General features: G+C 60.1%; 21 protein-coding genes and 1 tRNA gene. 11 read left to right on the plus strand and 11 right to left on the minus strand.

The window, feature by feature from the left end; all coding sequences use genetic code 11:
* Positions 1–68: 68 nt before the first annotated feature.
* Positions 69–1,682, minus strand: coding sequence for a GMC family oxidoreductase (locus ABID16_RS03870; RefSeq protein WP_354555026.1), 1,614 nt, complete (start codon positions 1,680–1,682; stop codon positions 69–71).
* A 221-nt stretch (positions 1,683–1,903) separates the two neighbouring features.
* Here ABID16_RS03870 and ABID16_RS03875 point away from each other — a divergent pair, with 221 nt between their 5' ends.
* Positions 1,904–3,166, plus strand: coding sequence for a hypothetical protein (locus ABID16_RS03875; protein WP_354555027.1), 1,263 nt, complete (start codon positions 1,904–1,906; stop codon positions 3,164–3,166).
* Here ABID16_RS03875 and lipB read toward each other — a convergent pair.
* Positions 3,158–3,880 (minus strand): lipoyl(octanoyl) transferase LipB, encoded by a 723-nt coding sequence (gene lipB, locus ABID16_RS03880; protein ID WP_354555028.1) that lies wholly within the window; start codon positions 3,878–3,880, stop codon positions 3,158–3,160. The genes ABID16_RS03875 and lipB overlap by 9 nt on opposite strands.
* 191 nt (positions 3,881–4,071) lie before the next feature.
* On the opposite strand from lipB, the gene ABID16_RS03885 reads away from it, so the two are divergent.
* Together ABID16_RS03885 and ABID16_RS03890 are read left to right on the plus strand one after the other, a co-directional pair.
* Positions 4,072–4,156: transfer RNA gene (locus ABID16_RS03885), tRNA-Leu, on the plus strand.
* 197 nt (positions 4,157–4,353) lie between these two features.
* The gene (locus ABID16_RS03890) at positions 4,354–4,980 is read left to right on the plus strand and encodes an outer membrane protein (protein WP_354555029.1); all 627 of its coding nucleotides are present in this window, start codon (positions 4,354–4,356) and stop codon (positions 4,978–4,980) included.
* 104 nt (positions 4,981–5,084) lie between these two features.
* Here ABID16_RS03890 and ABID16_RS03895 read toward each other — a convergent pair whose 3' ends face one another.
* The 4 genes from ABID16_RS03895 to ABID16_RS03910 all read right to left on the minus strand — a co-directional run bounded on the left by ABID16_RS03895 (position 5,085) and on the right by ABID16_RS03910 (position 9,351).
* A complete protein-coding gene (locus ABID16_RS03895) occupies positions 5,085–6,590 on the minus strand; it encodes a hypothetical protein (RefSeq protein ID WP_354555030.1) in 1,506 nt (501 codons plus the stop codon).
* A 146-nt stretch (positions 6,591–6,736) separates the two neighbouring features.
* Positions 6,737–8,005 (minus strand): sensor histidine kinase, encoded by a 1,269-nt coding sequence (locus tag ABID16_RS03900; RefSeq protein ID WP_354555031.1) that lies wholly within the window; start codon positions 8,003–8,005, stop codon positions 6,737–6,739.
* Entirely contained in the window at positions 8,002–8,715 is a 714-nt protein-coding gene (locus ABID16_RS03905) for a response regulator (protein WP_354555032.1), read from the minus strand. The genes ABID16_RS03900 and ABID16_RS03905 overlap by 4 nt, the downstream gene beginning before the upstream one ends.
* 51 nt (positions 8,716–8,766) lie before the next feature.
* Positions 8,767–9,351 (minus strand): Spy/CpxP family protein refolding chaperone, encoded by a 585-nt coding sequence (locus tag ABID16_RS03910; protein ID WP_354555033.1) that lies wholly within the window; start codon positions 9,349–9,351, stop codon positions 8,767–8,769.
* Positions 9,352–9,626: 275 nt separating this feature from the next.
* On the opposite strand from ABID16_RS03910, the gene mgtE reads away from it, so the two are divergent.
* Complete coding sequence (gene mgtE, locus ABID16_RS03915) at positions 9,627–11,054, plus strand: magnesium transporter (protein ID WP_354555034.1); 1,428 nt, start codon at positions 9,627–9,629, stop codon at positions 11,052–11,054.
* Between the two features lie 105 nt (positions 11,055–11,159).
* Complete coding sequence (locus tag ABID16_RS03920) at positions 11,160–11,546, plus strand: MerR family transcriptional regulator (RefSeq protein ID WP_109857487.1); 387 nt, start codon at positions 11,160–11,162, stop codon at positions 11,544–11,546.
* An 87-nt stretch (positions 11,547–11,633) separates the two neighbouring features.
* Here ABID16_RS03920 and ABID16_RS03925 read toward each other — a convergent pair whose 3' ends face one another.
* From ABID16_RS03925 to ABID16_RS03935, 3 genes are all read right to left on the minus strand, one after another.
* Positions 11,634–12,107, minus strand: a complete 474-nt coding sequence (locus tag ABID16_RS03925) for a methyltransferase family protein (RefSeq protein ID WP_354555035.1) — start codon at positions 12,105–12,107, stop codon at positions 11,634–11,636.
* Positions 12,108–12,118: 11 nt separating this feature from the next.
* Positions 12,119–13,096 carry a heparan-alpha-glucosaminide N-acetyltransferase gene (locus ABID16_RS03930; RefSeq protein ID WP_354555036.1) on the minus strand — a complete coding sequence of 326 codons (978 nt, stop codon included), beginning with the start codon at positions 13,094–13,096 and terminating at the stop codon, positions 12,119–12,121.
* 80 nt (positions 13,097–13,176) lie between these two features.
* Positions 13,177–13,854 carry a DUF599 domain-containing protein gene (locus ABID16_RS03935; protein ID WP_354555037.1) on the minus strand — a complete coding sequence of 226 codons (678 nt, stop codon included), beginning with the start codon at positions 13,852–13,854 and terminating at the stop codon, positions 13,177–13,179.
* Positions 13,855–14,055: 201 nt separating this feature from the next.
* On the opposite strand from ABID16_RS03935, the gene ABID16_RS03940 reads away from it, so the two are divergent.
* The 3 genes from ABID16_RS03940 (at position 14,056) to ABID16_RS03950 (ending at position 17,163) form a co-directional block, all read left to right on the plus strand.
* The gene (locus ABID16_RS03940) at positions 14,056–15,456 is read left to right on the plus strand and encodes an L-serine ammonia-lyase (protein WP_354555038.1); all 1,401 of its coding nucleotides are present in this window, start codon (positions 14,056–14,058) and stop codon (positions 15,454–15,456) included.
* Positions 15,457–15,512: 56 nt separating this feature from the next.
* Positions 15,513–15,950: a DUF1489 family protein gene (locus ABID16_RS03945; protein ID WP_354555039.1), complete on the plus strand. Its 438-nt coding sequence runs from the start codon at positions 15,513–15,515 to the stop codon at positions 15,948–15,950.
* Between the two features lie 100 nt (positions 15,951–16,050).
* Positions 16,051–17,163, plus strand: coding sequence for an NADH:flavin oxidoreductase/NADH oxidase (locus ABID16_RS03950; protein ID WP_354555040.1), 1,113 nt, complete (start codon positions 16,051–16,053; stop codon positions 17,161–17,163).
* Between the two features lie 9 nt (positions 17,164–17,172).
* On the opposite strand, the gene ABID16_RS03955 is transcribed toward ABID16_RS03950, so the two are convergent.
* Positions 17,173–17,634, minus strand: coding sequence for a MarR family winged helix-turn-helix transcriptional regulator (locus tag ABID16_RS03955; protein WP_354555041.1), 462 nt, complete (start codon positions 17,632–17,634; stop codon positions 17,173–17,175).
* 139 nt (positions 17,635–17,773) lie between these two features.
* Between ABID16_RS03955 and ABID16_RS03960 the strand changes: the two genes are divergently transcribed.
* The 3 genes from ABID16_RS03960 (at position 17,774) to ABID16_RS03970 (ending at position 21,434) form a co-directional block, all read left to right on the plus strand.
* Positions 17,774–18,652, plus strand: coding sequence for an alpha/beta hydrolase (locus ABID16_RS03960; RefSeq protein ID WP_354555043.1), 879 nt, complete (start codon positions 17,774–17,776; stop codon positions 18,650–18,652).
* Between the two features lie 82 nt (positions 18,653–18,734).
* On the plus strand, positions 18,735–19,343 hold the full coding sequence (locus ABID16_RS03965; protein WP_354555045.1) for a pyridoxamine 5'-phosphate oxidase family protein: 609 nt from the start codon (positions 18,735–18,737) through the stop codon (positions 19,341–19,343).
* A gap of 123 nt (positions 19,344–19,466) precedes the next feature.
* Positions 19,467–21,434 (plus strand): methyl-accepting chemotaxis protein, encoded by a 1,968-nt coding sequence (locus ABID16_RS03970; protein WP_354555046.1) that lies wholly within the window; start codon positions 19,467–19,469, stop codon positions 21,432–21,434.
* A 200-nt stretch (positions 21,435–21,634) separates the two neighbouring features.
* On the opposite strand, the gene ABID16_RS03975 is transcribed toward ABID16_RS03970, so the two are convergent.
* Complete coding sequence (locus ABID16_RS03975) at positions 21,635–21,970, minus strand: helix-turn-helix domain-containing protein (protein ID WP_435532383.1); 336 nt, start codon at positions 21,968–21,970, stop codon at positions 21,635–21,637.
* Positions 21,971–21,980 lie beyond the last annotated feature (10 nt).

The following is a 21,980-nucleotide window of genomic DNA, read 5'->3' on the forward strand; positions in this document are numbered from 1 at the left end:
AAATCAATTGTCGATGCCACGTTGTGGCATGGCGCGCGGCACTGGCTCAAGCCCTGCCGCGGCAAAAATCATCCCCGCGCCGCCGCGGCGATTTCCACTGCCATGCGTTCGGCGATCGCAATCGTCGGTGCGTTGGTGTTGCCGCTGATGAGGTTCGGCATGATCGAAGCATCGATGACACGAAGGCCATCGATCCCGCGAACCTTCAGGCTCGGATCTACCACGGCCATCGGCCCGTTGCCCATGCGGCAGGTGCCGACCGGGTGATAGATCGTGTCAGCGCGGGCGCGGATGTGTTCCATCAGCTCGGCGTCGCTCCTGTCTTTCAGCGGGAAGAGTTCGCGCTTGAAATGGCGGGCGAGCGAGGGGGCGGCGGCGATGGCGCGGACGCGCTTCACGCCCTTCAGCATGAGTTCCGCGTCCTGTGGGTCGGCAAGATAGTTCGGGTCGATCAGCGGCGCTGCGGCGGCATCGCGGCTTGCGAGCTTCACTTCGCCACGGCTCTTGGGGCGGAGCACGCAGACATGGATCGAATAGCCATAGCCCGGATGCAGCTTGCGGGCATGGTCGTCGAGAATGCCAAGCACGAAGTGAAGCTGCAGGTCCGGCCGGTCGACATCGGGCGAGGATTTGATGAAGGCGCCGCCTTCGGCAAAGGGGGTCGCCAGCATGCCGGTGCCGTCGCGCCGCCAGCGCAGGGCTTCTGCGATGATCTTCGCCGTGCCGGCGGCACCAATGCCCACCGTGTCCTTGATCGTGGTGAAGACGGGCAGGACATAGTCCAGATGGTCCTGCAGGTTCTGGCCGACGCCGGGCAGGTCGTTCAACACGTCGATGCCCAGCGACTTCAGATGCGCGGCCGGGCCGATGCCGGACAGCATGAGAAGTTGCGGCGAGCCGAAGGCGCCGGAGGAGATGATGACCTCACGGCGCGCCCTGAGATTGCGTTCCGTGCCGTTCTCCTTGTAGCGCACGCCAACCGCGCGATTGCCTTCGAAGATGATCCGCTGCGCCTGGACGCCGGTCATGACCTTGAGATTACGTCGCCCCATGACCGGATGCAGATAGGCGGCGGCAGCCGAGCAGCGTTCGCCATTCTTCGCGCCGCCGTGGAACTGTGTCACCTGGTAGAGACCGACGCCTTCCTGCTCCGGACCGTTGAAATCGTCGTTGCGGCGGATCTGGCATTCTTCGGCCGCGCGAATGAAATCTTCCGCGAGAGAACGCGGGGTCTGCTGATCGGAAACCCGCAACGGGCCGTCGGCGGAATGGAGAGCGGAGGCGCCGCGCTGGTTGCCTTCCGATTTCAGGAACCAGGGCAGCATGTCGTGCCAGCCCCAGCCGGGGCAGCCGTCGAGCGCCCAGCCATCGTAATCTTCCGGCTGGCCGCGCACATAGAGCATGGCGTTGATGGCGCTGGAGCCGCCGAGCGCCTTGCCGCGCGGTTGGTATCCGCGCCGCCCGTTCAGACCCTTCTGCGGCACGGTCTCGAAGGCCCAGTTGGTGATTTTCGGCTTGCCGGGCAAGGTGGCGATGGTGCCGAAAGGCATTCGGGTGACGAGCCCGCGTCCTTCGCCACCCGCCTCAAGAAGGCACACCGTTGCGCGTGGATCCTCGGTGAGGCGTGCAGCCAGTACCGAGCCGGCGGAGCCCCCGCCAACAATCACATAATCGAAATCCATGAAATATCCTCCGCTCCCAGCTCCAAGAAGATGCAAGGAATTCGGTGATTGTCAACGCGCTTCCAGGCCTGCCGGAAGCCCGCACGCGCGGCATTTCGGCGCTGTTTCGCGGGTTGGGCGAAGTCGCGGTAACGGCGCGGCGCCTCGGGAAAGGTAAGGCGCGTGTTAACTTTCGTGCGCTACAGTGGCATCTTTCCTGTGCATTGTATCGAGGTTTTGGCGTGGCGACGATCAATCCAGGGCTGATCCTTCTGGCGATCAACCTGTTCCTCCTGTGGCTGATCATGGCGGCCCCGGTCGGGGTTCGCACGCTGCGGCTCACGCGACGTTTCGAGGCGCGGCCGGAGCGCATCTGGTCGGCCATTGATCCGCTGGGCGAACATGCCGACTGGAACCCGTCGGTCATTTCCTCACGCGCAGAAGGCCCGTCCGGCCGCTTTGCCCGTCAGGCCCTGGATCATCTCGACCGCAAGGGTGCGCCGATCGAACGCGTGCTGGAAATCTCGCGCGAGGACCGCTTTGCCTATTCAGCCCGTGTGGTGGATGACACGGCGCTGGACCCGACCTTCTGGGCGGCCTATCGCGAGCGGCGTGCACTGCGCGAGGAGAACGGCGCGACCGAACTCGTCGTTGAGCAGACCGACCGCTATCGTGGCATTGCCTTCCTCGTCTTCCGCTATTTCGCGCTTCGCCGCGAGATGCGCTCGCTGGAAGGCTGGCTGAAGACGGGCGAGGCGAAGAAGGTGGGCGTTTTCGAACGCCCGCCGATGCAGGTGTTTCTCGCCGTCGTCTCCACGCTCCTGTTCTGGCCCTTCTTCGGCCTGACGATGAATGGACTGGTGCTCTCGTCGATCCTGACGCTGGTGATCGTCTTCCACGAACTTGGCCATATGGCGGCCTATCGCGCCTTTGGGCACCGCACTGCGCGGATGATCTTCGTGCCGCTCCTGGGCGGGATAGCAATTGGTGGCCGGCCCTATAATTCCAATTTCGAGGCGGCGACCTGCGCCCTCATGGGGGCGGGCATGTCCGCTTTTGTCGTGCCGATCGCCATTGTCGGTCATGAGGCGGCCATGAAGAGCCATGCGGCCGATGTGCTTGACCGGCCGCTCCTGGTGATGATCCTCGTCCTCGGCGGTTTCAATCTTCTCAATCTGCTGCCCATGGCGCGCTTCGATGGCGGGCAGGTTCTCCGGCGCATCTTTCCGGGCCTTGGCATGCAGATGCTGGGCAGTTTCGGCATTTCGGCCGTTATTGCCGTCACCGGCTGGGAAGTCGGGGTGCCGCAGGACATTCTGGTCGTCTCGCTCGCCATCTTCGCGCTGCTCAGCATGATCAGCGCTGGGACTGTGAAGATGCGGGACGAACTTGCTCCCATGCGTCCGGCCGAAAGCCTGCTGGTGGGGCTCGGCCTCTATGCTGCGGTGATCATCCACAGCTATGCGATCGTCTTTTCCGCAGGGCTGCTGTTCTCGTCAAGCTGACGTAACGCTGACCGTTTGCCCGAAGACCTCCTCGAAGGCTTCGCGCAGGCGAATATCGACATCGGCCATCATGACCGGCAGGCCGAGATTCACGAGGCTCGTGACGCCATAGGCAGAGATCCCGCACGGGACGATGCCGCCGAAGTGGTCGAGATCCGGATCGACATTCAGCGACAGACCGTGGAAGCTCACCCATTTGCGCAAACGAATGCCGAGCGCCGCGATCTTATCCTCCGACATGGAGCCATCGGGAAGCGTCGGCTTTTCCGGCCGGCGCACCCACACGCCGACGCGGTCCTCGCGCCGCTCGCCCTTGACGTTCATGGCATCGAGCGTGCGGATGATAACCTCTTCGAGCGCGGCCACATAGGCGCGCACGTCCTGGCGCCGGCGCTTGAGGTCTAGCATGACATAGGCCACGCGCTGGCCGGGGCCGTGATAGGTATATTCGCCGCCGCGCCCGGTCTGGAACACGGGGAAACGATCCGGCTGCACGAGGTCCTTCGCGTCCGCGCTGGTGCCGGCCGTGTAGAGCGGCGGATGTTCGAGCAGCCAGACAAGTTCGTCGGCCTTGCCATCCGCGATGAGAGCCACCTGCCGCTCCATCTCGGCGACGGCTTCCTCATAGGGAATCAAGCCGTCTGAAATCCACCAGCGCACGGGCGGACAGTCTTCCGCGGGATGCATGGAGGGGGCGATATCCTGGCGAAGCATGGGAGGCATTTCCTTGTTTTACCTGCATTTAGGGCGTCGAACCCCTGTCGCGCAAGGGGTTGCGCTGCCCCGCTTGAGGGGCTGGCTTGAAAATCCATCCACAGCATCAAAAAAACGTCATCGTCCACTTGTGCACCCCAGATGCTTTTGCTACATGCAGCCGCGCCGGAGCAATTCGGCTCTACCACGATGCGGTCGTGGCGGAATTGGTAGACGCGCAGCGTTGAGGTCGCTGTGTCGCAAGACGTGGAAGTTCGAGTCTTCTCGACCGCACCATTCAACCTTATGGTTGGAATAAAACAGCCCGGCGAAAGCCGGGTTTTTTGTTGTCTTTCTTTGGCTTGCCGGCGCTTTCTCATGTTCTGCGCCAGCCTTGAGTTTTCCCTTTCGCGCGCTCCGTGGCAGGCTTGGGAACACTTCATTTACCATAACCCTCTATCTCTGGTCCCATCTTGAAATCGAGGGGCTTCATCATGATTCGATCCTGCATTCTGGCAACTGCAGTTGCATTCCTGTCTTGCACCGCAAGCTTTGCCGCCGATCTGGCGCCGAGCGAACTTCGTCCCGGTTTCTCCTGGGGCGGCGCCTATGTCGGTGCTTCGGGCGGTTATGTCTGGAACAAGGGCACGGACAAGTTCGGTGCGGTCACTGACAATCTGGCAGCGAACGCCGGCACGATCAGCGGCTTCGTCGGCTACAATTACGAAATCTCCCCGGCCATCATCGCCGGTCTGGAAGGCGAGCTGGGTTATGACTGGAACAAGGTCACGACGACATCCGGCACCAAGGCCACTGGCGGCCTCGATACGACGCTCCGCGGCCGTATCGGCATCGCCTATGACCGCGCGCTTCTCTACGTCGCCGGCGGTTATGCCGGCACCGCGTTGAAGCTCGAAAGAGGCGCCACATCAACGACGCCCTGGCTGAACGGCTGGACCATCGGCGCCGGCGTTGATTACGCGATTGCAGACAACCTGTTTCTGCGCGGCGAGTATCGCTATGCGCAGTATGTCAAGCAGAACGTTACCCTGGCCGGCGCGACGCATGCTGTCGACCTGTCAAACCAGACCTTCAAGGTCGGTTTGGGGATGAAGTTCTGAGAGAGCAGCAACGTTATTGCCGGAGCGCGCCTGAAAGGGCGCGCTTTTGCGTGTGTTACTGGAAAGCAAGCCTTTTCGGTGCGAGCTTTCAGATCGATAGGCAATTATTCGTCAGTTTCCGGGCTCAATGAGATTGTTGAGTCACCAAAGACGTCCTGCCAGTCGCTTGGCTTGCACTCGTCAGGAATTTTGCCTAGGTCGAACTCCGATTCCGGTTTCTCTTTTCTGAGTTTTTCATCACATAGTATCGGACCGGGAACATTTGTGGGAAGCCCTTTTGGAGGTCTATCCCTCCAAGCCCAAGCCGACTTCAAGCCTTCCGCTGGATATCTCGCCCGCACCTGCTCTGGTGTTTCAGGTGCCGCAAGCCCGGAATCAAATGAATGTATATCCATATCCTTGAGTCCGCGATACCTTCCGTCCCCCTTCAAGAATATCATACGAAAACTGTCCGGTTTATCTGATTTAGGTGAGCCGCTATTCTCCGAAAAGTCATACAGATCGAACTCCGCCCCACTGACATTAGAACCGTGAAGGTTTAACTGGGATATATCCACCTTTTTCAGTTTTGCGTTCTCAAAGTTCAACTCGGGAGATTTTCCAATTATTTTTGTTTGATAAATTGTAGAATTTTTAACAGATGGTGCGGATAAGTGTAAAGCAATCGATCCATATAAAGGTGAATCCTGCTCAACAAGTAGAGAAGATTCGATCTCTATTTTAGAAAAAGCGATAGTGCAGCCTGAGCATCTGACTCCAGCATTTCCTTTTATTTCGCTACCGATAATCCAGGAATTGTCCATGTAGAATCTGCACATTTGACGGTTGAGATTCTTATCTTCCGCCACCTCTATCTTGGAGTAATAAAGTTCTAAACTCCTGAAATTGAAAGTGCCGCATTCGTCCATTTCCTCAGGTTCTGGAATAAAAAACTGAGAATCTCTAATCAGAGAGTTTTCAAAACTTACATTGTCGAATCGATCAAAATCTATCTTTTCCCGATTGTAAATTGAAACTCTCGGAATGCTTAATTCAAATCTTGAATCAAGTGAAATTATTTTATCAAAATTTGCTCCAGTGTATATTCCGGTTATATTAGATTTAATAATTCTAGAATTTCTAAAATCTGAATTTATTATCTGAATTTTTTCTATTTTAGAATCAATGATATCTGAGTTTTTAAAAGAAACTAGATTTAGTTCTGAGTTTTTTATTTCTGCATTTGATATTGTAGAATTTTCTATTTTTGCGCTCTCAAAACTTGTATTCGAAATCTTCAAGCCGGCCAGCGAAATGCCTTTTGCACCAACTTCCGGCGTAAGATGAACATTTTCGAACTTACTCGCCGATCGGAACCAGCCGTCTTTGCTAAGATACTCCAGCTGTCGTGCGACTGATATCCCTGGCTTGGGATTAGAGAGAGCTGCCCAGGCAGATGCCTCTTCTTGAGTTTCTCTATCCTTTTGGCCGGTGATAAAAAAGATAACCGCAAATATTACACCGAAACTGGCTATCACGTTGCATGCGTGCGAGGCTTGCGTAACGATTTTCTTGGCTTTTTGAAACGATGTTCTTGATTGATTGCTTCCTACATTTTGATCGGTCTGCATGAGCGTCCATTTGTTTGATCGAGATTATAGGCATCAAAATTTGCTTACTACGGCAATGCATTGCTATCTAAGGTACGTTGTCAAGATCAAAATGATGTGTCATCGAGGAATTTAGACTTATGCGGGTATTTGGCGTTTTATTCGCTTCATGTAGGGCGTCGAGGAAACTGCATAACAAACGCCGCTCCGCCACCTTCAGCCTCTTCACACGCCACGCTCCCCCCATGCAGCTCGGCAATCTGCCGGACCAGCGCCAGCCCGATCCCCCAACCGCCCGCTGCCTCTGCGCGACCCGCCGGCCTGTAGAACGGCTCGAAAATCCGTTCGCGTTCGCTCTTCGGGATGCCGTTGCCGTGGTCGGTTACCGCCAGGTGAAGCGCATCGGTGGTTTCCGTAACGGAAACTTCGATGGGGGGCTTGCCGTGGCGGGCGGCGTTCTGGAGGAGGTTGCGGATCAGGCGGCGGATGAGGCGGCCGTTGGCGCGTAGCAGGGTGGAGGGGCCGGTGACGGTGACGGCATCGGCGGCGTCGAAATGGGTGCTTTCTTCCGCCGCGATCGCCACGAGGTCGACCATGTCCTCGAAGCTCTCCGTGCGGCCGGCCTGCAGGCGGCTGGAGATGAGGATCTCGTCGACCAGTTCGTCGAGTTCTGCCATGTTGCGGACGATCTCTGTCTTCAGGTTTTCGGCCGGATCGGCTTCGAACATTTCGATCGCCATGCGCAGGCGGGCGAGCGGCGAGCGCAGTTCGTGGCTGGCATTGGCCAGCAGGTTCTTCTGCGCGTTTACCAGGTCCTCGATGCGGCCGGCGGCCATGTTGAAGGTGCGGGCGACATCGGCGATCTCGTCATTGCCTTCGACGGTGAGGCGTGTTTCCAGCGCGCCGGCGCTCCATGTGTCCATGCCGGTTTTCAGTGTTTCCAGACGGCGCGTCAGGCGGCGGGTGACGGGCAGGGCGGCGAGGCCGAGGGCTGCGGCAATCAGCAGGATGACAAAGGCGACGTTCTGCCTGTGGGGCCCAGGGGGGCGGCGGCTGCGGGCGACGACCTTCAGGCCATCCGGCGTCTCGAACGCAAACGTGCGGCCCGGCGGGCGGAAGCCCTTGGGGTCATCATCGGTGACATCCGGGGGCACCGGGCGGCCGGCATTGGCAATCAGCGTGCCCTGCTTGTCATAGACGCTGATATCGGCATTGACCGTATCCGACATGCGATGCACAGCGCGCTCGAGATTGAAATTCTCGCCGGGCGGCGGCAGCACGGAATCGATGAAGGGGCCGAGGCGGGCGGCAAGCGGATCGCGCTGGTCGAACTTGCCGATAGCTGCGAAGGCGACGAGTACGAGCGCCACAAGTGCCAGACCCATCAGCACCGTGGCGTAGAATTGCAGGAACAGCGAGCGGCGGATGAAGTTCATATGCCACCTGCCGGCGTCTGGTGGCGGGCGAAGAGATAGCCGGCGCCGCGCACTGTGATGATGCGGCGGGGATGTTTGGGGTCGGTTTCGATGGCCGCGCGGATGCGCGAGATATGGACGTCGATCGAACGGTCGAAGGCTTCAAGTTCCTCGCCCTTGACCATGTCCATCAGCTGGTCGCGGGACAGCACCCGGCCGGCATTTTCGGCCAGCGCCAGCAGGAGATCGTACTGATAGCCGGTGATCTGGCGCTCCTCGCCGCTGACGCGGATCTGGCGCGCGCCGCGGTCGATCTCGAGGTCGCCAAAGGTGAGGATGTCGGCATCGCGGGCGCTGGTCATCGTGCCCTGGCTGCGGCGGAGAATGGCGCGGAGTCGTGCGAGAAGTTCGCGCGGAGAAAAGGGCTTGGGGAGATAGTCGTCGGCGCCGAGCTCCAGGCCGACGATGCGGTCGGTTTCCTCGCCCTTGGCGGTGAGCATGAGGATCGGAAGGTCCGAGGTGGCGCGGACCTTCCGGCAGACCTCAAAGCCGTCGAGGTCAGGCAGCATGAGGTCGAGAATGACGACGGCCGGCGGAGTGCGGGCGATTTCCGCCAGGCCGTCTTTGCCGGTCGCGCTGGCGCGCGTGGCAAATCCTTGTTTCTTCAGGTAATCTTCCAGCATGGCGGTGAGCCTCGTATCATCATCGATGATGAGTATGTCCGCCGTCATGCTGTAAAGTTCCTTCTGTGGCCGGGGGGAATCCCCAAGCCGGTTATAGCATCACCAGCGCGGGCGATGACCCTGTGATTTCTCGGCGAATTCCTTTGCCAGCTTGGCGCGCTGGTCCGGCGTCAGAACTTCCGCCGCGTCGATCATGGCGGTGGTCATGATCTTGGAGGCATCGTCCATCTTCTGGACGCGGGCCTTGCGCATGGCTTCGACTGCGTCGCGGTCGATGGTCGGCTTTTCGAACAGTGCCTTCATCTGGTCGCGCATCTGGCCGGGCTCGCCCCGCATATCGCCGACGCTTTCGCGGGCCTTGTCGAAGATCGCCTTGATCTTCTGCTTCTGCTCGTCGGTCGCGTCCACGCTGTCGAGCGCCTTGTTCAGGCGGTGTTCCATGCCGCCGCCCTTGATCTTGTCCATCATGCCGCCGTGATGGCCGCCCATTCCCATGTCGGCCATTTCCATGCCGGGCATTCCCATACGGGGCGGACCGAAACCGTCCGGGCCGTCCTTGGCGATGGCGAAGGCGCCGACGCCGGCTGCGGTGACGGCAACGATCGCAAGACCTGCAATGCCCGATCGGCGCTTCCAGCTCATAACGGTTTTTGGCGTTTCTCGCGTGGTCTCATTCGGTTCCATGTCTGTCTCCATCGCCTGTTCGGCTGGCTTTTCGATGAATGTCATCATGGATCACGAACGTTTCGGCTGTTCTTGGTGTTTGTAAAGAAAGGTAAAGTTCGCTTTGCCCCGATGCGGATCGCCGATCTTGCCGGAAAAACAGAGCTTTGCATGGTTTTCCAAGCCTGCCTGCCGTTACGTCGGTGGACGCGGAAGGCATTTTCCGGTAGCACGGTGAGGCTCGCTCGATGGCGGCGCGAACCCGAACAATTCATCTCTTTGTACAGGAGACGCCGATGGCTGAAACCGGCGAACTGGAACGCGAACGCCTGTCTCACGTCAACGAGGCGCAGGATGCCGTCGACATCTATGACGAAGACGGTCTTGTGCGGCAGGATTATCTTGCCCTGATCGGCGAGGCGCTGGAGTCGGAAGATGTCGAATTCCTTCGTCACAACGTCGCGCGTCTGCACGAAACCGAACTGGGTGATCTCATCGAGGCGCTGGAGCCGGGCGAGCGCCATGCGCTGGTGCGCCTGGCGGGCGATGCCTTCGACTTCACCGCGCTGACCGAGGTCGACGAGGCGATCCGCCTCGAAATCGTTGAGCAGATGCCGAACGATCAGGTGGCGGCGGCCATCGGTGAGATGGATTCGGACGACGCCGTCTACATTCTCGAAGACCTCGACAAGGAAGACCGCGAAGACATTCTGGCGCAACTGCCGTTTACCGAACGGGTGCGCCTGCGCCGTGCGCTCGATTATCCGGAAAGCTCGGCCGGTCGCCGCATGCAGACGGAATTCGTCGCAGTGCCGCCCTTCTGGACCGTGGGCCAGACGATCGACTATCTGCGCGACGAACGCGACCTGCCGGAGAGCTTTTCGCAGATCTTCGTCATCGACCCGACCTTCAAGCTGCTGGGCGCCGTCGATCTCGACCGCATCCTGCGCTCGACGCGGGACCTGAAGATTGACGACGTCATGCGCGAGACCAACCATCCGGTGCCGGCGGAAATGGACCAGGAAGAGGCCGCCCAGGTCTTCGAGCAATACGACCTTCTTTCCGCAGCGGTCGTGGACGAGAACGGTCGCCTCGTGGGTGTGCTCACCATCGACGACGTGGTCGACGTGATCCAGGAAGAGGCTGAGGAAGACCTGATGCGCCTCGGCGGCGTCGGCGACGAAGAGCTGTCCGACACCGTGCTCAGCACCTCGCGTTCGCGCGTTCCGTGGCTGCTTGTCAATCTGCTGACCGCAATCCTCGCAGCATCCGTGATTGCACTGTTCGACGGGGTGATCGAGAAGGTGGTGGCGCTGGCCGTGCTCATGCCGATCGTGGCCGGCATGGGCGGCAATGCCGCCTCGCAGACGATGACGGTCACCGTACGCGCGCTCGCCACCAAGGACCTCGATATCTACAACGCCGCCCGCATCATCGGCCGCGAAGCGGGTGTAGGGATTCTCAACGGCGTGATCTTCGGTGTGCTCATCGGCGTCGTGGCGGGGCTCTGGTTTCACGACCTCAGCATCGGAGGTATCATTGCCACGGCCATGCTGATCAACATGCTGGCGGCGGCGCTGGGTGGCATTCTCATTCCGCTTCTGCTCGACCGTCTCGGCATCGACCCCGCCGTCGCCTCCGCCGTTTTCGTCACGACGGTGACGGATGTGACCGGATTTTTCTCGTTTCTGGGCCTGGCGTCGTGGTGGTATGGTGTGCTCTGACACCATGAATCATGTTATGCGAGCCTTACCAACGAAATCGAACCGTTCATTGACTTTTACGTTAAGGTCAATAGAATGGCGCGATCACTGATTGGAAAGACTGACGTGGAAAAGCTCTATACCATTACCGAATTGACGCGGGAGTTCGGGATATCGACCCGGACGTTGCGCTTTTACGAAGACGAGGGGCTGGTTCATCCCGAGCGCCGCGGTCGCACGCGTCTGTTTCGACACTCCGACCGTCACATCATCCAGAACATTCTGCGCGGGCGAAGGATCGGCTTTACGATTGCGGAAATCCGCGAAATCATTTTGGCCTATCGCGAGCCACCGGGGGAGCTGGGACAGCTGAACCTTATGCTGAAGCGCGTGACCGAAAAGCGCGCCGAACTCAATCAGAAGCGCAAGGACATAGACGACACGATTGCGGAATTGGAAATCATTGAGGAACTTGCGCTGACCCGTCTGGCGGAAATCGGCGTGGGTAGCTGATCCGCCTCCTCGATAAATCGCATTACAAAAAGGCCGCCGGATGGTTTATCAGGCGGCCTTTGTTTTGATTATCTAAATAAAATGCCTTCAGAGCCAGCGTCGCGTGCCGTGGCAATACCGTTCGAATTCAAAGCCGAAGCGCGACAGAAGATGGAACTCTTCCGGCCGGATGGCGAGGTAAGTGGTCAATGCGGCCGCGACGATGGCGCCGATCATCACCCAGGCGCTGCCTGCCACCAGACCGACACCGATCAGCAGCAGCGTATAGGCCAGATAAGTCGGATTGCGGGTGAAGCGATAGGGGCCGCAGGTCACGAGATAGCTCGCGCATTTCATCGGCATGACGGCAGTATCTCGGTCAGCGAGAGTCTTCACGGCCCAGATATCCAGGCTCACCGCCATGGTGATAAAGGCCCAGCCGGAGATTGGCGCCAGGATCGTGAGGTGGAAGCCGGGCGGCGAGGGCACTCGCGCCTCGATTGCAAAGCCGACCACGCAGGCCGCGATGTAGAAAAGCGGAGGCCATGGAAAATTCAAGGGGCGCGACTGAAACTGGTTCATGATCCTGTTGCCTATTCCTGTCCCTGCGCAGTCCTTGTGCACTGGCGGCTTATGCCAAGTACACGCGCGTCGTTGTTGACGTCGAGTTCGCCTCGTTCCAGTACGTCGAACAGGTTCTGGCTTTTCAGCTCAGTCAGAGTGCAGCCGCAGAACGAACTACAAAAGGACTCGGACTGATTTGCTGCACAGGCCGCCTTACAACTTTGCATATAGGACAAAGCTGGATCGGGGCTGGCTGCCGGGAACACTTGTGCGATGCACCAGACTATAGCGATCAAGATCGGTTGGTGCAGCAGGTAGAAGGCAAGACTGTGGCGACCAACTGTGGATAACCCGGAAAAGACATGGAAATTTCGGGCGCCGTCGCCAGCCAGAATTCTTATGAGTCGATACTTTATTAGAAGTTGTGCGGCGGCAATGCCGATCAGAAATGGACCTAGCCAGGGCAGAATCGGTACGTAGTCGTTCGAGCGCCGTACACTTTCCGACAGGCCCAGCCAATAGAGCGGCGGGGTGTTGAAGACGCTGCTGTGCAGCCAGATCGGCGCGGCGATGGATGCGGCGGCTACCGCGAGGGTCAGCAGCGGCGGGGCCCGCAGGAAGAGGAGACCGATGAGGCTTGCAGCGGCGATGTTATGCAGGATGCCGAAATAGATGAATTCGTCATACATCGCATAAAAGGTCGCCACGGTCACGACCAGCGCGGCTGCCACGATCTTAGCAAACCGCATCCAGAATGGTTGCCAGCGGATGCCCCTGCCATGGGCCAGATAGAGGCTGAAGCCCGCGAGGAACAGGAAGCTTGAGGCAATAGAACGCGCATAGATCTTCAACGGCAGGCTGCTTGCCGTTCCGGGCTCCAGATAGTGGAAGAACTCCAGATCCCAGGTCAGGTGATAGGTCGCCATGGTGATGAGCGCCACGCCACGCAGAGCGTCCATCCAATGCAACCGGCCTATCGGCTGCTCGGCGGTGTTGTCCTGGCTCATCGACCATCACTTTCATTGCAATTCGGAAAAACGGCTATGCGTTCCGCTTTGCCCGCAGACGCGCCTTTTTTGCGGCAGGTTCACAACAAAGCGGCGCGAGCCTCGGAGAAAAATTGCCGACGCACCAGCACGCCTATGACGAAGACCGTGAGTGCGATCAGGAGAAGGGGGCTTAAGAACCAGCCGATATAGCCGATCGACAGGAAAATGCCGCGAAGCCCCGCATTGAAATGCTTGCCGGCCAGAATGTTGAGCTCGATGACGCGTTCGACTGTGCGGTCCGTCACGGCCCCTTCGTCATGCGTATGCTTCGGCATTGGCAGCGAGCCGAAGAGGATCGTGCAATAGTTGAACAGACGGTATGCCCAGCCAAACTTGAAGAAGGAATAGGCGAAGATCGCGGCGAGCCCCACAACCTTGAACTCGAAACCTTCCTGTCCGGTCTGGAAGAAGGTCGGAAGCGTTGCGTAAATCGCGCCCACGCTGTTGGAGGCGCCTAGCAGCGGAAAGCAGCTGCCGAGCGCGAACATCGAGGCCGACGCGAAAAAGGCGGTGCCGTTCTGCAGTCCGGCCATAATCTGCGTGTCGATCATCTTCAGATCGCGGGTCAGCGAATTGCGCAGCCACGCGCGGCGATAATTGTTGACCAGATGGGTCAGCGCCGGGCGCGCAATCTTCGGCCGCCCGCTGGTGAGCCAGGAAAAGCCCCACCAGAGGATCAGGAAGATGCTGAGGGCGAAATAATCAAGTGAGGTCATGGCATTTTCTGCCATGGATTCGGTCGCGGCGGAAGCTTGTGGCCTGTGGACAAAGGTGGGTTCTCATTGTCGCTCCCACATTGTTGTTTGGCGCGAGTGCAGGTGTCGCGAAATCGTCACCGTATGCCGATGGATGGCTTACCAACGCCGTTTTGCCGGATAAGATGCGATAACTGAATCTCAAGCAGCCGGACGTATCTCATGTTTCTTTCCGTCTTCGACGTCTTCAAGATCGGCATCGGTCCGTCCAGTTCGCATACGATGGGTCCCATGTCAGCGGCTGCGCGCTTCCTGGAACTCATCCTTTCCGACGACTGGCCCCGTCCGCAGGGCGCGCATGTAGCGTCGCTCAAGGTCAGCCTGCACGGGTCGCTTGCCCATACCGGGATCGGTCACGGCACGGGCAGGGCGGTCATTCTCGGTCTCGCCGGCGAATTGCCGAACAAGGTCGATCCGGACCGCATGGATGCGATCATCGAGACGGTCGAGAAGAGCCGCAGCGTGACGCCTCCCGGCCATCCGGCCTATCATTTCAATCCAGCCGAAGACCTGGTCTTCGACAAGAAGCAGCCACTCCCGGGTCATGCCAACGGCATGCGCCTTTCGGCATTTGATCATGACGGACGGCTTCTGCTGACTCAGGTCTATTATTCGATCGGTGGCGGCTTTGTTGTCACCGATACGGAACTGGAGACCCTGCGACGGGAGAAGGACAAGAAACCGGCAGCCAACGTCCCCTTTCCCTTTGCGTCTGCCAAGCAAATGCTTGATATGGCAGCGCGTTCCGGCATGACGATCGCGCAGATGAAACGTGCGAACGAAGAAGCCGTAATGGGCCGTTCGGCGCTTGACGAAGGACTTGATGCCATCTGGCAGGCCATGGATTCCTGCGTTGAGCGCGGTTTGCGGGGCGAAGGCATCATGCCGGGAGGCCTGAAGGTGCGTCGCCGGGCGCGCGGAATTCACGACAAGCTGCAGGAAGAATGGCGTTCCAACCGGCCGAACCCGCTCTTCGCCAATGACTGGCTGAGCGTCTATGCCATGGCGGTCAATGAGGAGAATGCGGCTGGCGGGCGAGTGGTCACGGCGCCCACAAACGGCGCTGCCGGCGTGATTCCTGCCACGATCCGCTATTACAAGCAATTTCATGCCGATGCCGATCGCGATGGCATTCACGACTTCCTGCTGACGGCCGCGGCTGTCGGCGGCATCATCAAGCACAATGCATCCATTTCCGGAGCGGAAGTCGGCTGTCAGGGCGAAGTCGGCTCGGCGGCTGCCATGGCCGCCGCCGGCATGGCTGCCGTTATGGGCGGTTCACCGGAGCAGATCGAGAACGCGGCCGAAATCGCATTGGAGCACCACCTTGGGATGACCTGCGACCCGGTGGCCGGTCTCGTGCAGGTGCCCTGCATCGAGCGGAATGCGCTCGGCGCGGTCAAGGCGGTCACAGCAGCTTCGCTGGCGGTCAAGGGTGACGGACAGCACTTCGTCCCGTTGGACGCCTGCATCGAGACGATGCGCCAGACCGGCAACGACATGAGCGAGAAGTACAAGGAAACCTCGACCGGCGGTCTTGCAGTCAATGTCGTTGAGTGCTGATTCCCGGCGTGATTTCGCGTCTTGACGCGACCGGGTGAAAGGCGTTCAAAGGCGCCATGACACTTCATATCATCAAGCTTTGCGTCGGCGCGGATTCGATTGACGATCTGCGTGAATGGGTGACCGAGCGATCGCTGCTGGCGATCGCCGCGGGCATGGAGCCGCATTCAAGCCATGTCACCCGCATGTTTCCCAAACGCCGCGAGGAGATCATTGATGGCGGATCGCTCTATTGGGTGATCAAGGGTCAGTTGAAGGCGCGCCAACCCATCCTCGATATCCGAGAGATCGTCGGCGGTGACGGGATCACGCGGGCTGAACTCGTTCTCGGGCCTGAAGTCATCGAGACGGTGATGCAGCCGAAGCGCCCGTTCCAGGGCTGGCGCTATCTGGATGCCAAGGACGCGCCCAAGGATCTCGGCAGTGCCGGTACGGGCCTTGATGAGATGCCCGAACACATGAAGCGCGAGCTTTCGGAACTCGGTCTGCTCTGACGCGTCCAATTCCGATCGGGTGATCTTGCGATGCCCCTGTCGCGCGCACACATAGACCGTGCCTTCCTTATGATTTTCTCCCGCAATTCTGGAGTTTTCCATGGCTTCCACGACGCTGTTTTCGCCGCTCAAGGTCGGACCGCTTGAGCTGAAGAATCGTATTGTCATCGCGCCAATGTGCCAATATTCGGCTAAAGACGGCCAAATGACCGACTGGCACCTGATCCATCTCGGCCATCTCGCGCTTTCGGGCGCTGCGGTTCTCACAATCGAAGCCACTGCCGTCACGCGTGATGGGCGGATAACCTATGGCGATGTCGGTCTCTATACCGACGACTGCGAAAAGGCCATGAAACGGGTGCTGAATGGCATTCGCACGTGGTCTTCGATGCCAATTGCCATCCAGCTTGCCCATGCCGGGCGCAAGGCGTCTTCCGAAGTACCATGGAAGGGCGGCCATCAGATCGCGCCCGATTCAGCAAATGGCTGGATGACAGTCGCTCCTAGCGCAGTCCCGTTTCGCGAAGCTTACGATGCACCCCTGGCTTTGGACAAAGCGGGCATGAACCGCATTCGGGACGCCTTCGCCGATGCAGCGAAGCGCGCCGATCGGCTTGGCATTGATGCGGTGCAGATCCACGCCGCGCATGGTTATCTGTTGCACGAGTTCCTGTCGCCGCTCTCGAACCAGCGGACGGATGCGTATGGCGGCAGTCTTGAGAACCGCATGCGCTTCCCGCTGGAGGTGTTCGATGCCGTGCGTGCCGTCTGGCCGAAGACAAAGCCGTTGACGGTGCGCGTATCCGGCACGGACTGGAGGGAAGGTGGCTGGGACGCCGAATCGACCGTGGCATTCGCCAGGGCGCTGGAGGCGCGTGGCGCCGACGCCATCCACGTTTCCAGCGGCGGTCTGGCCTCCGATGCCAGGATGAGCATTGGTCCCGGCTACCAGTTGCCGTTCGCACGTGCCGTCAAGCAGGCGGTGAATATTCCGGTCGTGGCTGTCGGGATGATCACGGAATTCGAGCAGGCCGAGGAAATTCTGAAGGCCGGTGACGCCGATCTGATCGCGCTGGCCCGCGGCATTCTCTACGATCCCCGGTGGCCGTGGCATGCGGCCGCGCATTTTGGCGAAACCGTCGATGCGCCCCCACAATATCTGATGAGTAAGCCGCATGGCGCAAATGCGCTGTTTTCGCCTTTGACTAAGTGAGCTTAGTCATCAGCGACCGTCGCGCAAAAGCAGTGCGGCGGTCAGCCGGTCCATGACATTCGCGACCGACATGCATTCTTCCAGCGTGGAGGTTTCCATCATCCGGTCGATAACCTTTGTCTGGATGTCCATGGCCTTCTCCGCCAGCGCCCGGCCATCGTCCGTCAGGTAGAGCCTGAGCACACGGCGGTCGTTTTCATCGCCGCGCCGGGTGATGAGGCCGCGCTTTTCCATCTGCGGCAGCAGCATCGACATATTGGAGCGGCCGACGAGCAGCTTGCGAGCCAGATCCTGCTGTGTCAGTCCCTCAAAACGATACAGGTTCACCAGGATATCGAGATGCGGCGGCTTGATGTCGAGACTGGCGATTTCGCGTGCCAGAATCTGGTTCATCACCTGGCAGGCGCGGGCCACAGAAATCCAGCTTTTGAAGCGGGGATGATCCCAGGGAAATTGGCGCGTCGCGGTCATGAAAGTCCTTGTGTTTAACGAAGGGCTTATCATCGCATTCCTCGCGGTTTTCGTCACCCTCCCGCACGCAAATTGTTCAATCTTGTGCAGTGGCACGTCATAATGTACAAGGTTGAACAAATATGCGATGGAGAGCCTGATGGATGCCGGGAAGCTAAAGATGATGGGGCGGGGGATCAACCTCGTCGGGCGTGTGTCGCCGAGGCTCGCAGGACGGCTGGCTTTCACGCTGTTTACCCGCACCCGCAAGCCCGAGCCGCAGACAGACAAGGAGCGCGCCTTGTTTGCGGAGTCGGCGCCCCGGATGGCCGAGGCGCGGCGCGAGACGGTTGGTGTCGAGGGTCGGCAGGTGTCCGTCCATGTCTTTCCGCCGATCGGGCCCGGCAACGGCCGACGCGTCATGTTCACCCATGGCTGGGGTTCTCGCATTGCACTGACCCAGGGGCTGGTGACGGGGCTTCGCGAGGCGGGCTTTGCCGTCTATGCCGTCGACCTGCCTGGCCATGGCGACAGTCCGGGCCGGGCGTTGCATGCCGGGATCGCCATCGCGACGCTGGCCACCGTCTTTCAACGTTTCGGCCCCTTCGATGCCATGATCGGTCACTCGTTCGGCGGATATATGACCGTGCTGGCCGCGCATGGTGCGCTGGATGGCAAGCCGCTCTCGCCGCCACGGATCGTTCTCATTGCTTCGCCGGCGGATGTCCGGCGGGTCTTGCGGTATTTCTCCAAGGGGTTGGGCCTGCGGGATCACGTTTCTTCGGCGTTGACCGCGGAGCTGGAGCGGGCCACCGGGCGCCCTGTCGAGGCCTCATTCGGACCAGGATATCTCGCTGCGAGCGGCGCGCCGACACTGGTGCTGCATGCGGCGGAAGACAAGGAAGTGGGCGCTGACGCGGCGCGCGCCTATGCGGAGGCCGGGCCCAATGTCACGCTCACCTGGCTTGACGGCCTTGGCCATCGCCGCATCGTCAATTCACCGGAAGCGATCGATGCCATCACGAAATTTCTCGGGTGAGCAGCGCCATTGTCATGCATAATTCATATTGAGCGGTGGGGACTATGTTAGCCTCTGCTTCTTTTTCAGATGGAGGCATGGCATGCGGGCGGTGACATCGGTTCAGGAACTTCAGGCGCTCTATGGCGAGCCGGGCGAGGCGTCGCTGATCAAGGTCATGCCGTTTCTGACACCCGAATATCGGCGGATGCTTGAGGTCTCGCCATTTATGGCGCTGTCGACCGTCGGGCCCGAGGGGCTCGATTGCTCGCCGCGTGGCGATGCCGGCACGGTCATCCATATCGAGGATGAGCGGACGCTGATGCTGCCGGACTGGCGCGGCAACAATCGCATAGATTCGCTCGCCAATATTGTGCGTGATCCGCGCATAGCGCTGATGTTCCTCATTCCGGGCTCCAACAATGCGATGCGGGTCAACGGCAAGGCGATCGTTACCGTCGATGCGGACGTCACAGCGCGCTTCACCGTGGACGGGCGCCATCCGCGCTCGGTGGTGGTGATTTCGATCGAGGAGGTCTATCCGCAATGCGCAAGGGCGCTGATGCGGGCCGCGCTCTGGAACCCCGAAAAGCATGTCGATCCGAAGACCCTGCCGACGATCGGCGAGATGATGCAGACGATCAAGGCCGGTTTCGATGGCGCTGCCTATGACAAGGAATGGCCGGCGCGCGCGAAGTCGACCATGTGGTGACTGCTTTGTTGTTTGCTGCTTACGAATAGTTTAGTCGGCAGTGAAAGACAGTCTTAACGCCTCCACTGTAACCATTTGAGACGAATTTTACCGAATTTCGTCTGATGTTCATTCGGAGGCTCCATGACCCGCCTGAAATTGTCCGTCCATCGTCCAAGCATCCGGACCGGCCTCATTGCCGCGATCGGAAGCCTTGCGGTGGTTTCGGGCGTCATCGCTACGGGCGCCGTGATGTCCATGAAGAGCATGGATCAGCGCTTCGAGCTGCTGGCCTCGACTGCCATGTCGGGTATCTCCATGTCGAAGGATATCGATCTGGCCGCCGTCAGGCTGCGCGAGGCCTATGGCCAGCATCTGCTTGCGGCCGACAAGCCGGCCAAGGCCGAGGTTGAAAAGACCATTGCCGCGATCAATGACAAGCTGACGGCAACGCTGAAGGCCTATGCGGATCTCCTGGGTGAGGGCGGCGATAAGGCAGCACTTGCCGAACTCGACAAGCAGCTGACCGCCTATAACAAGATGGGCAAGACGCTCCTTTTCTATTCGACGCAGGGCAAGGACCAGAACGCCCGCGCCTATCTCGGCTCGATGAGCGGCATCGGCAACACGCTGTCCAAGATTACGGGCGATATCGTTGCCTCTGGCCAGAAGGCTGCCGAGAAGAGCGGCGCGGAAGCGCGGGCCGCAACAGCGCAGATGATCCTCATTGCCGAGCTGCTGGCCGGCTTTGCGGCTCTCGTTGCGCTTGCTGCCGGCATCTTCGTGGTGCGCGGTATAGCGCTGCCGATTGGCCGTATTACGAAATCGATGCGCGATCTGGCAGCGGGCGATACGGCCTCTACCATTCCCTTTGCCGGGCGTGGCGACGAGATCGGCGCGATGGCCGGTGCCGTCGAGGTCTTCCGCCAGGCGGCAATCACCAACAAGGAACTGGAACGCGAAGCCGAGGAGGCCCGCAAACGCGCCGAAGCGGAACGGCTTGAGGCAGAGCGCCAGGCGGAGGCGAATGCTGCCGAGCGCCTGCGTATTGCGACTTCCGGTCTTGCCTCGGCGCTTGATCGGCTTGCCCATGGCGATCTCGGCTTCCAGATCGAGGAGGCCTTCGCACCCGATTTCGAGCAGCTGCGCCATGACTTCAACAAGTCCGTTCGTCAGCTCTCCGAGACGCTGGCCGAGATTTCCAACGCGGTCAGCGCTGTCGAAAGCGGCAGCCATGAGATTGCCTCCGGCGCCAACGATCTGTCCCGCCGCACCGAGCAGCAGGCCGCTTCGCTGGAAGAGACCGCCGCAGCGCTCGACGAGATCACCGTCAATGTCAGCAATTCGGCCCGTCGCACCGAGGAGGCGCGCACCATTGCCGGGCGCGCCAACCAGTCGGCGCTGACCTCCAGCAAGGTCGTGGCGGACGCCGAGGACGCGATGCGCCGCATCGAGGAATCCTCTAAGCAGATTTCCAACATCATCGGCGTCATCGACGAGATCGCCTTCCAGACGAACCTTCTGGCGCTGAACGCCGGCGTTGAAGCCGCGCGCGCGGGCGAGGCGGGCAAGGGCTTCGCGGTCGTTGCGATGGAAGTGCGCGAGCTTGCCGGGCGCTCTGCCAATGCGGCGAAGGAAATCAAGACGCTGATCAAGAACTCCGCAACGGAGGTCAATGCCGGCGTCAAGCTGGTGCGCGACACCGGCTTGGCGCTCAACGAGATCGGTGGCTACATCGTCGAGATCAACGGCCATATGGAAGCCATTGCCATGTCGTCGAAGGAACAGTCGACGGGCTTGGCGGAAGTCAACGGCGCGGTCAACCAGATGGACCAGACGACGCAGCAGAATGCCGCCATGGTGGAAGAATCCACCGCCGCCTCTGCAGCACTTGCCCACGAGGCCCAGACGCTCCGCTCGCTGATCTCCAAATTCTCCTTCGGCGACATGCCCGTCAGCGCCACCCCGTCCGCCATGCTGCGCCAGACGGTGGCTGCGATGGCGGCGCCGGTTCGCTCTGCTGCGCCCCGCGCCGCTGCGGCTCCGGTTCGCGTTGCCCGCGCCGGTTCTTCGGCTGCGCCGGCTGCGGCCGAGGGCTGGGAAGAGTTCTGAGGTTTCCTCTGAGGGGCGAAATTCTTCTTGCGCCACTCACGTTGAGCACCTTCGGCAAAACCCTTGTGGTCCTCATCTTCTGGCTTATCCAGAGGATCTGCTACGACCGCTTCCTGCCGCACCGTCCGTTGCTCGGGTTCGTCAGTAGATCCTCGTGACATGCACGAGGATGACGGAAGAGATGGCATTCAATCGGGATGTCAAGCCGCGCCCTTGGCCAGAGCGCGGGCAGTGCCAGCCGGATCGGTGGCGATGACCTTGAGATAGGCGCGGGCAGGCTGGTCGGGTGCGGAGCGGCCCTGTTCCCAGTCGCGCAAGGTGCCGAGTGGGATATGGTAGCGGGCGGCGAAGTCTTCCTGCGTCAGGCCCAGCGCGCGGCGAATGACCCGGACTTGTGGCATACGCAGTGACGGCGCCAGTTGCGCAGCGCTGGTGGGCGGATTGTCGGGATCGGCGTGCGCATTCGCGACCGCTTCGGCGTCCGTGATGGCGTCGAGGGCAGTCCAGTCGGTCTCAGCGAGTTCACCATCGTGCATGTTCATATTC

The sequence above is a fragment of the Limnomicrobium aquaticum genome, from assembly GCF_040545545.1.
Taxonomy (GTDB): Bacteria; Pseudomonadota; Alphaproteobacteria; order Rhizobiales; family Rhizobiaceae; genus Ensifer_A; species Ensifer_A aquaticum.

What these genes read in the sequence shown, in the direction of transcription:
- ABID16_RS03895 (WP_354555030.1), bottom strand. Translation starts at nt 6,590, where the DNA reads ATGCAGACCGATCAAAATGTAGGAAGCAATCAATCAAGAACATCGTTT.
- ABID16_RS03960 (WP_354555043.1), top strand. Translation starts at nt 17,774, where the DNA reads ATGGATGCCGGGAAGCTAAAGATGATGGGGCGGGGGATCAACCTCGTC.
- ABID16_RS03925 (WP_354555035.1), bottom strand. Translation starts at nt 12,107, where the DNA reads ATGAACCAGTTTCAGTCGCGCCCCTTGAATTTTCCATGGCCTCCGCTT.
- ABID16_RS03945 (WP_354555039.1), top strand. Translation starts at nt 15,513, where the DNA reads ATGACACTTCATATCATCAAGCTTTGCGTCGGCGCGGATTCGATTGAC.
- ABID16_RS03870 (WP_354555026.1), bottom strand. Translation starts at nt 1,682, where the DNA reads ATGGATTTCGATTATGTGATTGTTGGCGGGGGCTCCGCCGGCTCGGTA.
- ABID16_RS03930 (WP_354555036.1), bottom strand. Translation starts at nt 13,096, where the DNA reads ATGAGCCAGGACAACACCGCCGAGCAGCCGATAGGCCGGTTGCATTGG.
- ABID16_RS03970 (WP_354555046.1), top strand. Translation starts at nt 19,467, where the DNA reads ATGACCCGCCTGAAATTGTCCGTCCATCGTCCAAGCATCCGGACCGGC.
- ABID16_RS03910 (WP_354555033.1), bottom strand. Translation starts at nt 9,351, where the DNA reads ATGGAACCGAATGAGACCACGCGAGAAACGCCAAAAACCGTTATGAGC.
- ABID16_RS03975 (WP_435532383.1), bottom strand. Translation starts at nt 21,970, where the DNA reads ATGCACGATGGTGAACTCGCTGAGACCGACTGGACTGCCCTCGACGCC.
- ABID16_RS03955 (WP_354555041.1), bottom strand. Translation starts at nt 17,634, where the DNA reads ATGACCGCGACGCGCCAATTTCCCTGGGATCATCCCCGCTTCAAAAGC.
- ABID16_RS03950 (WP_354555040.1), top strand. Translation starts at nt 16,051, where the DNA reads ATGGCTTCCACGACGCTGTTTTCGCCGCTCAAGGTCGGACCGCTTGAG.
- ABID16_RS03940 (WP_354555038.1), top strand. Translation starts at nt 14,056, where the DNA reads ATGTTTCTTTCCGTCTTCGACGTCTTCAAGATCGGCATCGGTCCGTCC.
- ABID16_RS03935 (WP_354555037.1), bottom strand. Translation starts at nt 13,854, where the DNA reads ATGACCTCACTTGATTATTTCGCCCTCAGCATCTTCCTGATCCTCTGG.
- ABID16_RS03965 (WP_354555045.1), top strand. Translation starts at nt 18,735, where the DNA reads ATGCGGGCGGTGACATCGGTTCAGGAACTTCAGGCGCTCTATGGCGAG.
- ABID16_RS03900 (WP_354555031.1), bottom strand. Translation starts at nt 8,005, where the DNA reads ATGAACTTCATCCGCCGCTCGCTGTTCCTGCAATTCTACGCCACGGTG.
- ABID16_RS03890 (WP_354555029.1), top strand. Translation starts at nt 4,354, where the DNA reads ATGATTCGATCCTGCATTCTGGCAACTGCAGTTGCATTCCTGTCTTGC.
- ABID16_RS03905 (WP_354555032.1), bottom strand. Translation starts at nt 8,715, where the DNA reads ATGACGGCGGACATACTCATCATCGATGATGATACGAGGCTCACCGCC.
- lipB (WP_354555028.1), bottom strand. Translation starts at nt 3,880, where the DNA reads ATGCTTCGCCAGGATATCGCCCCCTCCATGCATCCCGCGGAAGACTGT.
- mgtE (WP_354555034.1), top strand. Translation starts at nt 9,627, where the DNA reads ATGGCTGAAACCGGCGAACTGGAACGCGAACGCCTGTCTCACGTCAAC.